Genomic DNA, 12,495 nt, shown 5'->3' with positions numbered 1-12,495 from the left:
CCTTTCAGGTCATCTTTTACAGTGCTTACAGGGCCAGATCATCCCGATGGATCAAAGCTGCGCGACCCGGGTACCCCAAAGTCGCTTCAATTTCAGACGACTTGCGCCCCTTGATCGCGTCGGCTTCCTGCGCGGTATAGCGGCTGATCCCTTGCGCCAATCGGCGGGCATTTGGATCAAGAACGGCAACAGGGTCACCGCGCCCGAAATCGCCAGTAACTTCTAGAATACCCGCAGGCAGCAGGCTTTTGCCATTGGCCAGAGCGTTGGCAGCCCCGTCATCCACGGTGATCTCTCCGCGTGGTTTCATCGCAGATATCCAACGTTTGCGGGCTGCATGCGGGTCCAAGGTGGCAGTAAACCAGGTTGAACTTGCTCCATTTTCAAGCATTTTCAAGGGGTTCAAAACCGATCCTTCAGTGATGGCCATTGTGCAGCCACCTGCGGTGGCCATCTTGGCGGCCATCAGTTTTGTCTTCATCCCGCCCTTGGACAGGCCTGAGCCCGCATCGCCTGCCATGGCCTCAATCTCGGGCGTAATGCGATCAATTTTCTCGAAGCGCGTGGCCGAGGAATCCTCGCTCGGATTGCCCGAATAGAACCCGTCTACATCGGACAGCAGAATCAGTTGATCGGCCCCAACCGTCACTGCAATCTGAGCGGCCAGGCGATCATTGTCACCATAACGGATTTCGTCCGTAGCAACGGTGTCGTTTTCGTTCACGATCGGAACCACACCAAGGTTCAACAAGGTCTTCAATGTGGCACGTGAGTTCAGATAGCGGCGGCGGTTCTCGCTGTCTTCCAGCGTCACAAGCACCTGCGCCGTCGTTATCTGGTGCGGCGTCAAAGCCTCCTCATAGGCCCGCGCCAGACGGATCTGTCCCACTGCGGCAGCCGCCTGTGATTTCTCCAGAGGCAACGTAGCCATCGGCAAGCCCAGCACACCGCGACCCAACGCAATCGATCCGGAAGAGACCAGGATTACATCTGTCCCCTGCCCCTTAAGCCAGGCCACGTCCTGCGCCAACGAGTTCAACCAGTCAGACCGAAGCAACCCGGTATCGCGATCCACCAACAAAGCAGATCCGATTTTTACAACAAGACGGCGGGCTGAGGTCAGGGTTGCCAAGGCTGCGCCTCCTCAGCGGGTTTCCGGCGCACGCGATTGTCGTCAATCTGTGCCCTCAACGCACGCAGAACCTCGGTCACGCCTAGATGCGCGACGCCCGACATGGTCATGACAGGGCCACCCACGGCCTCTTCCAGTTCGGCTTTGACCAGTTCACGCTCTTCATCGTCCAGAGCATCGACCTTGTTCAATACGGTGATCCGGGGTTTTTCAGCCAGCTCACCGCCATATGCTTCGAGCTCGTGAATAATAGTCCGGTAATCGTCAGCGACTGATTCAGAGGTACCATCAACCAGATGCAACAGTACGGCACAGCGTTCAACGTGGCCAAGGAACCGGTCCCCGATGCCACGCCCTTCATGTGCGCCTTCGATCAGGCCGGGAATGTCGGCGACCACGAATTCAACGTTGTCGACCCCAACAACACCCAGATTGGGGTGCAGCGTGGTGAAGGGATAATCCGCAATCTTCGGGCGCGCATTCGATGTGGCTGCCAGAAAGGTCGACTTGCCCGCATTGGGCATACCCAGCAACCCCACATCCGCGATCAGCTTGAGCCGCAGCCAGATGGTTCTGTCGATACCGGCCTGTCCCGGATTAGCCCGGCGTGGTGCCTGATTGGTAGCGGACTTGAAATGCAGGTTTCCGAAACCGCCATTGCCGCCCTTGGCCAGCAGAACCCGTTGCCCAACTTCGGTCAGATCACAGATTACGGTTTCTTCGTCTTCATCCAGAATTTCGGTACCAACGGGCACGCGCAGAAGGATATCGTCTCCGTCCTTACCGGTACGCTGCTGGCCCCGGCCTGGCTGGCCATTCTTAGCAAAGAAATGCTGCTGATACCGAAAGTCGATCAGGGTGTTCAACCCGTCCACAACTTCAGCCCACACAGACCCGCCTTTGCCGCCGTCCCCGCCATCAGGTCCGCCGTATTCGATGTATTTTTCGCGTCGGAAGCTGACGCAGCCGCTACCGCCGGCCCCGGACCGGATGTAGACCTTTGCAAGATCGAGAAATTTCATGGTCTGTCCCCTACTGCAAAGGCCCCATCGGCCACAAGTCAGAGTTTTTTACTGTATGTCCAGGTGGGCACATTCGCATCACGCGCCACCGAATAGCTTTCCGCATCGCCCAGATACTGGAATCCGCAATGGGTCAGCACCCGAGCCGAGGCGGGATTGTCCTGAAAAACACTGGCAAACATGGTCGCGTTCTGCAGAGGGTTGGCATTGACCAATGCTTCAACGGCCAAAGATGCAATGCCCGTGTTCCAATAAATAGGCGCAACCCAATATCCAACCTCGGACTGGTTCCGATCCAGTCGTTTCAGTGTGATCAGACCGATCAGTTCCGGGCCACCGTCTTTTATTGCATCCATAACCCAAACATCTTCGTCCCGGTCTTCTGCCATCGAACGCGTCACAAAAGCCTCGGTCGAGCCGGGCGCCAGCGGGTGCGCGATGCTTGTGGTCATGCGTGCCACGCGCTCGTCCCTCGCGTAGTGCTCGATCAGTCCCATGTCCGAACGGCGCAGCGGGCGCAGATCGAACCGCTCGGTTTCTATGACCGGCTGATTTATTATTGCTTCAAGCTTCATTGGTGTGTTCCTCCTCCGAACAACACAAAAAGGACGGACGCAACCGTAAGCCCGGCCAACGTCCACATTAGATATTTTTCCGCAGGGCGACCTTCAACCGCATGAGCAATTCTATCGCCTGCGAAGGTCCAGATCGGGTGCAAGACGACCTGGCAGATAAACAAACAAAGAGCGATCGTGAACGTTGCGTCCAAACTGGACGTGCCAGCCGCGACGAAACCAGTAAACCCAGCAATGATCATGGCCCAGGCCTTGGGGTTCAGCGGATGCACGATCAGTCCGGCCCAAAAACCCGGCACCGAACCACTTGCTCCATTTCGCGACAAGCGAAGATTGGCGATCTTCCAGGCCAACCAGCACACATAACCAGCAGAGGCGTATTTCAGCGCGGAAAACACAAAGGGCGCTTGTTCCGCAATTTGCATGAGACCAAAACCCACCGGCCAGATAATCAACTGCTTGCCTAGCACGACACCTGCAACAAACGGCAGGGCCGCCCGGAAACCATAGCGCGCACCTGTTCCCAGCAGAACCATATTGGCCGGTCCCGGCGTGCCCACCTGTGAGGCGGCGAAGATTAGAAAACTGGTGGTTGCGACGGGCATCGGTTTTTTGGGATCACAACTGCGTTAAAACGAAAAAGGGACCGGCATTTTCTGCCGGTCCCCCATGAATTTTTTATTAACCTTCTGGGTCTCGGCTTACTCTGCGGCCTCCGCCACTGGCAGGACCGAAATGAAGGTGCGGTTTTTGAGTCCCTTATGGAACTTCACGGCGCCATCGGTGGTTGCAAAGATGGTGTGATCTTTGCCCATGCCTACGCCTTCGCCCGGCCAGAACTTAGTGCCGCGCTGACGTACGATGATGTTGCCTGCGATGGCTGCCTGGCCACCATACAGTTTCACGCCAAGGCGGCGACCAGCTGAGTCGCGACCGTTACGGGAGGAACCGCCAGCTTTTTTATGTGCCATTCTCTCTCTCCTTAGCCTTGAGCCAGCTCTTTGGCTTGCTCAACCCATTCGGGTTTCACTTTGATGGTGTCGATAGCAGCAATCTGCTCGTCCGACAAGGCGGCCAGAGCGGCAAAGCTCTCGATACCGGCCTCAACCAGCTTTTTGGCGGCGGCAGGACCGACACCGTTCAGCTTGGTCAGATCGTCAGCGGCAGCAGCAGCGGCGGGTGCCTCTGCTTTGGCTTCAACTTTCTTGGCAGGCTTTGCGGCAGGGGCTGCTTCGCCAGCCGGTGCCGAACCGGTTGCAGCTTTGATGCCCGACTTGTCAGCGCCCGACGACAGGATGTCGGTGATCTTGACCAGTGTCAGTTTCTGACGGTGGCCAACGGTACGCTTCGAGCTGTGCTTACGACGGCGCTTGACGAATTTGATGACCTTGTCACCTTTGATCTGTTCGATCACTTCGGCCTGTACGCCCGCGCCTTCAACGAAAGGTGCACCAACAACCGGAGCGTCGCCGCCCAGCATCAGAACATCGTTGAATTGAACTTTTTCACCTGCGTCGGCAGCCAGTTTTTCAACGCGGAGCACATCGCCCGCCTGAACCTTGTACTGCTTGCCGCCAGTCTTGAGGACCGCAAACATGCGTCTTTCCTTTTCATACCCGCGTTCTGTGGTCCCCTTTTCGGGTGTTGCTGGCTTAAGCCACCTCGAACAGCGCGCCCTTCTCGGGCTGTGTGACTGACCCTTTCGACATATCTTAAGGGTCAAATAATAACGATACCCGGCGCGGATGACCGGCCGGGATGCGCGCTTATCCATAGAATAGGCGGGAAAGTCAACACCAAAGCAGCATCACAACTCAGAGGCCCTGAGAGTGCGCGCAACCGCTTGCCCCAATTGGTAAGAAATATCGTTGAACATGCGGTCAAAGCCCTCAAAAAGCGCGTCGTTCAGAGCTTGCCCAGTTTCCGTTCTTGAAAAGGCGATGTTCTCACGCATCTGCGCCTCGTCCAACGGACGATAGGCCAGCAACAAAAACGCATAAAGCCAGGCTTCGGTGTCTTCGGTCCGGCTGTCCTTTTGCGACAAAAGCTCGGCCAACAGGCCCTGCGTGTCGGCGCTTGAATCAACATCAAGCCCGCGAAAAAAGTTGTAGTCCGATGTCAAAGAGCCCTGAACGTTCTTTTCAATCAGTTCGTTCACTTCGATATATTCCTCGACCAAAGCAAACCTAGCTGTTGCGCGCTCGGTTGCTGCAAACGCATCACGGGCCATTTCTTCGATCGTGGGATCCGACATGGCCTGGCGGGCCGAGTTTTCAAGCGTCACTATGGTCCGACCAAGGTCGCTTTCAAAAAACACAATGGCCTGATCAAGTTGCGTGTCCGACATGCCGGTCTCAAACGCTTCGGTCAAATGGTCCTGCATCCAGATCGGGTCATAGATGTCTTGCACTTGGGCCTCAAAGAACGCACCCCCCGCATTGTTCAAAAGCGTTTCATCGAGATTTTTTCGGTGCTCCTGTCCTTCAAGCACCAAAATCTCCATCACCTCAGCCAAATGCATTGCCTGCGCCAACCGATCGATCTTTTCGTTAGCCGATGCAGGCAATCCTAAAACGGCAAGGGCCAAAGCAAGCAAAAGACGCCGCATCAAATATCCTGAGCGGGATGCAGATCAGCCATCCGCGCGGCAAGAACCTCGAAGCGCCGGGCCATGATCTCGAATTGAATGACATTCAAAAGCTCATAGACTTCCTGCATCAAGGGCTGTTCCAGCGCTTCGACATATGCGTTGACATCCTCGTCCGAAAAGTCCTGGTACGTATAAGCCGCGCCTGCAAGGCTGGAGAGTTGCAGAGACTGGCGCATCGCAGGTTCATTTCTTTTCAATAGCTCCCGCAAGCCTTCCGCATCCGTCTGCAATTCGATCACGCCCGATGCGCTGGCGGCCAGAAGGAAGCGCAGCTGTATTTCCTGCCACGCCCGAAGCGCTGTGCCGGTCGAATCAATCGCCGCATTCATACGCTTGAAGCTTTCGACCCTCTGAGACCCGTCCTTGATCAAATCCGAAATGATCTGCTGGCCTTCCAATTGCTTGGCCTCGTCGTCTTCATTCATGTGCGAGTCGTTTTCGACCGCAACCAGACGCTGCCCCAGATCGGACGCGTAGAATTCAACCGCATGTGCCAAGGCCTCATCGGTTAGCGTTTCCTCAAGAATGGAAACAGCCGTCTCATGCATGGCATCGACATCGAATACTTCATCTGTCAGGCGCGCCCAATCCGAGCCGAACCCGTCCGGGTCAATGCCAAGCATCTCAGGCGCAGAACGAGAGCTGAGCGTGATGCTTTCCAGCGCCACATCAAATCCGGTTGTGGTCAGAAACGCCTCGATCCGGTCCCGGTTGGCCGCAAACAGGGGCGCGACTGCCAAAACAAGCGCCAAGGCCGCCAAGAAAAGCAGAGATGTTATGCGATGTGCAAGCTGTGTCATGCCAATTAGAGTAGGCGTTTTCCGCCCGCAGGCAACGGAAAAACCCGGCTTTGACAGTTTCTGGAATTTTCTGCTTGCACCCCTGCCCGTTCCTTACTAAATCCCCCCCTCACAGACCCCCGCGGAGAGGTGCCGGAGTGGTCGAACGGGGCGGTCTCGAAAACCGTTGTGGGTGCAAGCCCACCCAGGGTTCGAATCCCTGTCTCTCCGCCACTATTCTTCTTTGAATTAATCTATTTCAATAGATTAATTCAAAGAAATCCGAATCCATCCCCCATTTTAACCGCCATCCCAAAACTGAATGAAATGGTAAGGGCGGGTCTAACAATAGGCCATGAAGGCACTAGACCGCGTAGATAGCCAAATTCTTACATGGTCGAAATTAGGAGTTTGTAAATCTGGATGTCCGCTATCCGCTCCTAAGCTGTCACCTGACCAAAAGACTCAGATGACTGCTTCGAGCCCAAAGCTGCCTATCAATAAACGCTTCTACGGATGTTTGCGCCTACTTGAACAGCATGAACCGACATTGAAATTTCTCTCACGGCCCCGCCTCGATCGCCTGGATCAGTGCCGACGTAAACTCCTCAGTCGTTGCGGTTCCGCCAAGGTCGTACGTTGGCTTGCGTTGAAGGGTTTGCGCTACCGCAGTTTCAATTGCCTCAGCCGCGCGTAGCTCATCGAGGTGACGTAGCAGCATGGTCAGCGACAATATCAATGACGTCGGATTAGCTATTCCCTTATCCGCGATGTCGGGTGCGGAGCCGTGCTGAGCCTGCGCTATGGCGAAGCGAGGGCCAAGGTTCAGAGATCCCGCGACGCCGAGGCCACCGGACAGCTCTGATGCAAGGTCTGAAAGGATATCGCCAAACATATTTGTTGTTACGATCACACCAAATGCCGCCGGATCGCGGACCAAATGCGCGGCCGCAGCGTCAACGAGCAACTCGTCATAGTCGATATTGGGATGCTCGGCAGCCACGGCGCGGCAGCATTCAAGAAACAGTCCGTCCGAGACACGCATCACATTTGCTTTGTGCACGGCTGTTACCCGGGAAAAGCCGTCCTGTTTGGCATGGCGAAATGCGGCTTCTGCAATGCGCATGGAAGCATGTCGGGTGATCTTTCGGAACGCGAGTGCGGTGTCGGGGTCAGGCATAAACTCTCCCGGTCCCTGATGCATGTTGCGGTCGGCGTAAAAGCCTTCGAGGTTTTCGCGCATGACGGTCAGGTGAAACGGTTTAGAGGCTGCCCTGGGAACGCCTTCCCATGTCCGTGCTGGGCGAACATTGGCGTAGAGTTCGAGATCCTTGCGCAAGGTGCCGGAGGGATTAAGACCTCCCTCTGCAGCCGGAGGATAAGCGTTGTGGGACACGGGGCCGAGGACTACGCCGTCAGCCTCCTTGGCAGCGGTGCGGACCGGTTCCGGGATTGTGCTTCCGGTCGCCTCAAGCGCAGCGAAACCGATGTCAGCCTCAGTCACAATTATCGGCCGGTTGCAGATGGGCGTCACGGCGGCAAGAACACGTTGCGTGGCCGACGATATTTCAGGGCCAATCCCATCCCCGGCGAGAAAAAGGAGTTGAAGCGGAGATACTGTGCTCGGTTCAGTCATGAGGATTGCTCCCACGGAGGTTGTTGGCTCTTCGTTAGGTTGGCTCAGTTGATGCGATCCAAGATGGCAATTGGTATCTCATTGAGCAAGGACCGGTTAGTCCGCAGAGCCGTCGTTCGGCCAATTTTGCTGAGCGTCTGCTTCGAGCCCAAAGCCGAAGTGCTTCAATTTTTCATCTCGCGCTCGCAGCATCTCGGTCAACCAAGTTGAGCCGTTCAGCACCAATGCTGTGGCGCGGAGAAAGCGGTCGTCTGTGTATGCCGCAGCGAAAGTCCTCATGCCAATGATTGGGTCACGGGACGTAGCCACCGTACGACCAAAAACGGATTGTCTGCTTTCGCTCATTGCATGGCAGCCTAACATCCAAAAAAGATTTGATGTTGCAGGATGCCTTAAGCACTCATTTGTCGGTTTTTTTCTTTTCTTTCCTGAAGTTGCTGGGACTGACACCGCGCCATTTCTTGAAGGCTCGAGAAAAGGCCGTCGCGTCAGAGTATCCAAGTCGTTGAGCGATTTCGGAAATCGTCTCGGCGCCATACTCTAGAGCTGCTTCGGATTCCGCGCGTTTGAGGTCTGCGATTACCGCAGATATGGTCTTGCCATATGCTGCGAGACGTCGGTTGAGAGTGTCCGCATTGTAGCCGCAAGCCATGGCGGCGGTCTCCACGTTGAACTCCGGGTCGCCCAAATGTCGGCGAAGTACATTAGCTACCGAAGCCAGTGTGTCTGCAGGCGCAGAAAGTTCTCGGCCCATAGGCGGCCCTTGGGATGTGGCCACCAGATCTGGGCTGATCCGGTGCGACAACCATACGGATGGAAACCGAAACGAAAAGCCTTGAGCATTACACTTGATGGGTCTGATGCCGTGGAATTCTTTCGGAAGGGCACTCGGGTCATACAATTGGACGATCACCTGCCCCGGGTCCCAACGGAAATCCAAAACCCGGTGCAGCAGACCGATCCAGAGCGCTATTTGAAAGGCATCAGACTGTGCCGGCGAGACAGATGGCTGGAAACCACGTTTGACGGCATAGTGGGCATACTCTCCCTCAACGAGCAAGGATTGAGATACTGCATTACTTTCTCGCGCAACAGCCGTTGTGAAACGCGTGATGAAGTCTCCCAAGGTAACGGCCTCGTTGAGCTCCGGTGCCATTGGCGCAAAGATCCGCCAATCGAGACTCTGCGCAACCTTTGCTGCAAAATCCGGTTGCGTACTTCTCGCGATTTCCTCGTACACAGTGTAGGCCGTGTCATGCGTGATGAAGGCATTCTGGTCCATCAATCGCGCGGCGTTTATTCCGTGTGCATTCAGAATTTTGTCTGCCAAATTGCCTTGCGCCTCGTAGGCGGCAACCACCGGGGCCAGAATTGCCGCGCGTACAAGCGGAACATTTTGCTTCGAAGCTGGTCCGGAGGGATGACTAGCCATTTTCTGATCTCCTGAGCGCGCCGTCGCCGGATGATACTCGATAATGCCAATGATTCTCCGCTTACCTGACAGTTTCCGGCGAATTTCTTGTTCACCTGCGGAAAAATGCCAAGCAAAGGTGCACACCATGTTGGTATGTTTCCTTCTGACATGATCACGGCCGTCGCATTTGTCACCCCCAATCGTTTCCCCGCCGAAGCCATTCGAGAGGGTTTCAAGGTGTTCACTCAACGGTTGAAAAAAACAGTTGTAACTGGCTTGATCCTGTTTGGCTCGGGGGCAGGCCTGCCAGTCCCCGCAATAGCCGAGATCACATCAACGGTCACAGGCGTCGTCGTTCCTGCGAGGGCGTGGGACGTTTCAGCCGAAGTCAGCAATAAAATCAACCGGTTGCACTTTGTGGAAGGACAAGTCGTTGCGAAGGGTGACTTGTTGGTTGAATTCGATACTGGCTTCAAAGAGTTGGAGCTTGCTCTGGCAGAAGCGCAACTGAATGAAGCATTGGTCGCAGTTGAAAAAGCTCAAGAAGATTTTGTGCGGCAGCAAGAACTGAAAGACCGCGAAACTGTTTCAGAGGCTCAATATCAGGAGGCTTTGTTCGCATTACGAGCTGCGCAAGCTTCCGCACAGACACTACGCGTGCAGAGCGACATGGCGGCATCTTTGCTAGCCGCGCAAAAGCTTTACGCGCCGTTCAGTGGGCAGATGTCATCGCCGAACTACCGTGAAAACGCCAATGTGAATATCAATCGTGGCCGGGAAGTTGCCACACTTGTACAGCTCGACCCGATCCATGTACGCGCGCCGGTCCCACTTGAACGAGTGATGGCCCGGCTTCTGTCAGGACAAAGTGAGGTCGCAATTCACGCCTCAATCAAGGTGGGACTCGTTCTGCCAGATGGTTCTGAGTTTCCGTATATGGGAAAGATCGTATCAGCGAGCTTTGGCCTGAACGCCGATACAGAAGAGGCGGTGGTTTTGATCGAGTTTCCCAATCCGGATCACTTGCTACGACCAGGGATGGAAGTCGTCGTAACAGGCTATGAAAATTAGAAACCTCCCCTTCTGCTCGTCTCAAATTGTGAAAGGAGCTTGATACATGCCCAAGTCAGTCCCCAAGAAACTTTTCCTAACAGTATTTTATGCTTTTTCGTTTGTGATGCCTCTAGCTTTGCAGGCCCAAACCTACGATTTGGTCATCCTGAACGGCCGTGTCATGGACCCAGAGACCGGTTTTGACCAGATTGCCAATGTCGGGATAAGCGACGGGTGGATCGTCAAGATCACCACCGATCCGATTGAAGGCGAAGACGCACTCGACGCCACAGGCCATGTCGTTGCTCCCGGGTTCATCGACAGCCACACGCATTCCAGCCAGAAGTACGCCATAAACATGAGCATGCTGGATGGCGTGACGACGGCCTACGACAGCGAGGTGGGTGCCCTAAACATTGCGGATTGGTATGCCCGCGAAGAAGGTCAGTGGCCCATAAACTACGGAACTTGTGTATCGCATGAGATCGCACGCATGGTCGTTTTGGATGGTCTTGAGATCGGTCGCCCGGTCGACGCAGCCGATCTTTTTGGGCTGCGCGCCGCTTCCAGCATGAAGGACGGCGTGGCTGACTGGTCGGTAACAAGGGCAAGTGTCGACCAGCTAAACCAGATCATGCAAATCGTGGATAAGGGCCTGCAGGAGGGCGGTCTCTGCGCTGGCTCTACAGTCGGCTACGCGGGGGCAGGTATCAGCACCTATGAGCAGTTTGAACTCCAGCGAACTGCCGCACGATATGGACGCGCAACAGGGGTTCACGGCCGGTTTCACACCTCTCCAGCAAACCCTGAAGCGCCTCTTGGCTTCAGCGAAGTTTTCACCAACGCGTACTTGCTCGATGCGCCTCTGATCTACAGCCACAACAACGACTACGGTTGGTGGGAGATTGAAGAGAAGCTGCAGATGGCAAGAGACAAGGGCCTGAACATGTGGTCCGAGTACTACCCCTATACAGCAGGGTCGACGTCTATCGCCTCCGATCAACTGAAGCCCGAAGCCATTGGTGCCCTCGGCCTCGAATACAAAGACATTATGTATGATCCGGGTCAGAACAAGTTCCTGACCGAAGAAGAGTATCTGAGGGTTGCGGCGGATGATCCGGGTCGCACCGTTATCGTTTTCAACCCTGCGCGTGAGGAATGGCTGCCCCAGTGGCTGCGAGTTCCGAACATGGTCGTAGGAAGCGACAGCATGTGGTACACGGAGGACTTGGGCCTAGCAGGTGACCCGTCCTTGTTTGCTGGCCATCCTCGTACATCGGGATCGCATACGACCGTGCTTCAACTGGCACGCGACGAGGGGGTCCCACTAATGTTCACCTTGTCTCAACTCAGCTTCTGGCCGGCATTCCACATGGGCGCCACTGGCGTGGACTTCCTCGATGTGCGTGGCCGCATTCAGGAGGGCATGGCCGCTGATATCGTGGTCTTCGATCCGGAGATGGTAGGGCCCGGTTCTGGCTACGAAAGCGGAACGCAAGGCTTGGGTCCCGTCGGTTTGCCCCACGTGATCGTGAACGGTATCTTCGCCAAACGAGACAACGCGGCGACCGGCGAACTGGCCGGAAAGCCGATGCGGTTTCCGCCAGAGGACGAGCCGCGCCACGTTACCGTTGAGACTGAAGTCTGGCTTAACACGTTCACGCTGCAGGACGCGGCATTGGATGGAACAGGGCCGGGATTTGGAGCCGGCGACTGATCGGGGTTAGTCAATCCGGATATCCGGCCAATGACCTATGCCGAGAAATTCGCTGCGCTGGCAGACTCTCGGCATAGCAGACGTGAAGACCGCAGGCGAATTTCTGCGATTGCATTCGCCGCAACCGCACGAGTCCGGAATGTCCCGCAACTCGGACGACCGAAGCGCACGCAGCGAGCGTCCGGTTTTGGAAAAGGTCAGTTTCACCCTGTTCAATGTCCGCTTTCGGGAAAACGCGCTGCACTGCTGCGAAGTAGTCCTTGATTTGATGGACGCGCGGCCACGAATTTCGCTGCACCAGCATCGGGCCGGTTTGTCCGCAAAGCGGAACTTGCGCAAGTATTCCGGAGCGACCGCTTTCGGCATAAGCAGACATTCAAGTCCACGAAACCGGTTCTTCTGTTTTCGATGTCTGCTTTCAACAAAGAGCGGACGTTCGGCAATATTGGGCCAATTTCCGGTATGCGGACGTAGCGGTCATTGGCTTGAAGTCTTTTTAAACAACAGCGTCGTCCTT

At 55.6% G+C, this 12,495-nt stretch carries 13 protein-coding genes and 1 tRNA gene; 3 read left to right on the top strand and 11 right to left on the bottom strand.

Features of this window, described 5'->3' with window-relative positions:
• Window positions 1–25: 25 nt before the first annotated feature.
• From proB to GOV89_RS19470, 8 genes are all read right to left on the bottom strand, one after another.
• Window positions 26–1,132 (bottom strand): glutamate 5-kinase, encoded by a 1,107-nt coding sequence (proB, locus tag GOV89_RS19505; RefSeq protein ID WP_171173981.1) that lies wholly within the window; start codon window positions 1,130–1,132, stop codon window positions 26–28.
• The gene (gene obgE / locus GOV89_RS19500; protein WP_171238843.1) at window positions 1,120–2,154 is read right to left on the bottom strand and encodes a GTPase ObgE; all 1,035 of its coding nucleotides are present in this window, start codon (window positions 2,152–2,154) and stop codon (window positions 1,120–1,122) included. Before obgE ends, proB begins: the two co-directional genes overlap by 13 nt.
• Window positions 2,155–2,192: 38 nt before the next feature.
• A complete protein-coding gene (locus GOV89_RS19495; protein ID WP_171238842.1) occupies window positions 2,193–2,729 on the bottom strand; it encodes a GNAT family N-acetyltransferase in 537 nt (178 codons plus the stop codon).
• Window positions 2,726–3,334 (bottom strand): LysE family translocator, encoded by a 609-nt coding sequence (locus GOV89_RS19490; protein ID WP_171173977.1) that lies wholly within the window; start codon window positions 3,332–3,334, stop codon window positions 2,726–2,728. Before GOV89_RS19490 ends, GOV89_RS19495 begins: the two co-directional genes overlap by 4 nt.
• A 96-nt stretch (window positions 3,335–3,430) precedes the next feature.
• Complete coding sequence (rpmA, locus tag GOV89_RS19485; protein ID WP_039535512.1) at window positions 3,431–3,700, bottom strand: 50S ribosomal protein L27; 270 nt, start codon at window positions 3,698–3,700, stop codon at window positions 3,431–3,433.
• An 11-nt stretch (window positions 3,701–3,711) separates the two neighbouring features.
• The gene (locus tag GOV89_RS19480) at window positions 3,712–4,326 is read right to left on the bottom strand and encodes a 50S ribosomal protein L21 (RefSeq protein ID WP_171238841.1); all 615 of its coding nucleotides are present in this window, start codon (window positions 4,324–4,326) and stop codon (window positions 3,712–3,714) included.
• Between the two features lie 210 nt (window positions 4,327–4,536).
• Window positions 4,537–5,337 carry a DUF2059 domain-containing protein gene (locus GOV89_RS19475; protein ID WP_171173973.1) on the bottom strand — a complete coding sequence of 267 codons (801 nt, stop codon included), beginning with the start codon at window positions 5,335–5,337 and terminating at the stop codon, window positions 4,537–4,539.
• Window positions 5,337–6,179 carry a DUF2059 domain-containing protein gene (locus GOV89_RS19470; RefSeq protein ID WP_171238840.1) on the bottom strand — a complete coding sequence of 281 codons (843 nt, stop codon included), beginning with the start codon at window positions 6,177–6,179 and terminating at the stop codon, window positions 5,337–5,339. Before GOV89_RS19470 ends, GOV89_RS19475 begins: the two co-directional genes overlap by 1 nt.
• A gap of 123 nt (window positions 6,180–6,302) precedes the next feature.
• On the opposite strand from GOV89_RS19470, the gene GOV89_RS19465 reads away from it, so the two are divergent.
• A tRNA-Ser gene (locus GOV89_RS19465) sits at window positions 6,303–6,392 on the top strand.
• 328 nt (window positions 6,393–6,720) lie between these two features.
• On the opposite strand, the gene GOV89_RS19460 is transcribed toward GOV89_RS19465, so the two are convergent.
• The 3 genes from GOV89_RS19460 to GOV89_RS19450 form a co-directional block, all read right to left on the bottom strand.
• Window positions 6,721–7,794: an isocitrate/isopropylmalate dehydrogenase family protein gene (locus GOV89_RS19460; RefSeq protein WP_170466879.1), complete on the bottom strand. Its 1,074-nt coding sequence runs from the start codon at window positions 7,792–7,794 to the stop codon at window positions 6,721–6,723.
• 96 nt (window positions 7,795–7,890) lie between these two features.
• Complete coding sequence (locus tag GOV89_RS19455; RefSeq protein ID WP_171238839.1) at window positions 7,891–8,139, bottom strand: hypothetical protein; 249 nt, start codon at window positions 8,137–8,139, stop codon at window positions 7,891–7,893.
• A 55-nt stretch (window positions 8,140–8,194) separates the two neighbouring features.
• Window positions 8,195–9,457, bottom strand: coding sequence for an AraC family transcriptional regulator (locus tag GOV89_RS19450; protein ID WP_171238838.1), 1,263 nt, complete (start codon window positions 9,455–9,457; stop codon window positions 8,195–8,197).
• 27 nt (window positions 9,458–9,484) lie between these two features.
• On the opposite strand from GOV89_RS19450, the gene GOV89_RS19445 reads away from it, so the two are divergent.
• Both GOV89_RS19445 and GOV89_RS19440 read left to right on the top strand, forming a co-directional pair.
• Complete coding sequence (locus GOV89_RS19445; protein ID WP_217352185.1) at window positions 9,485–10,279, top strand: efflux RND transporter periplasmic adaptor subunit; 795 nt, start codon at window positions 9,485–9,487, stop codon at window positions 10,277–10,279.
• A 46-nt stretch (window positions 10,280–10,325) separates the two neighbouring features.
• On the top strand, window positions 10,326–11,978 hold the full coding sequence (locus GOV89_RS19440; protein WP_174827343.1) for an aminoacylase: 1,653 nt from the start codon (window positions 10,326–10,328) through the stop codon (window positions 11,976–11,978).
• The last annotated feature ends 517 nt before the right edge of the window (window positions 11,979–12,495 follow it).

The organism is Ruegeria sp. HKCCA5763 (genome assembly GCF_013034545.1).
Classification (GTDB): Bacteria; Pseudomonadota; Alphaproteobacteria; order Rhodobacterales; family Rhodobacteraceae; genus Ruegeria.
Note: the sequence above shows the minus strand (reverse complement) of the source record. Positions and strands in the feature narration are given on the sequence as shown.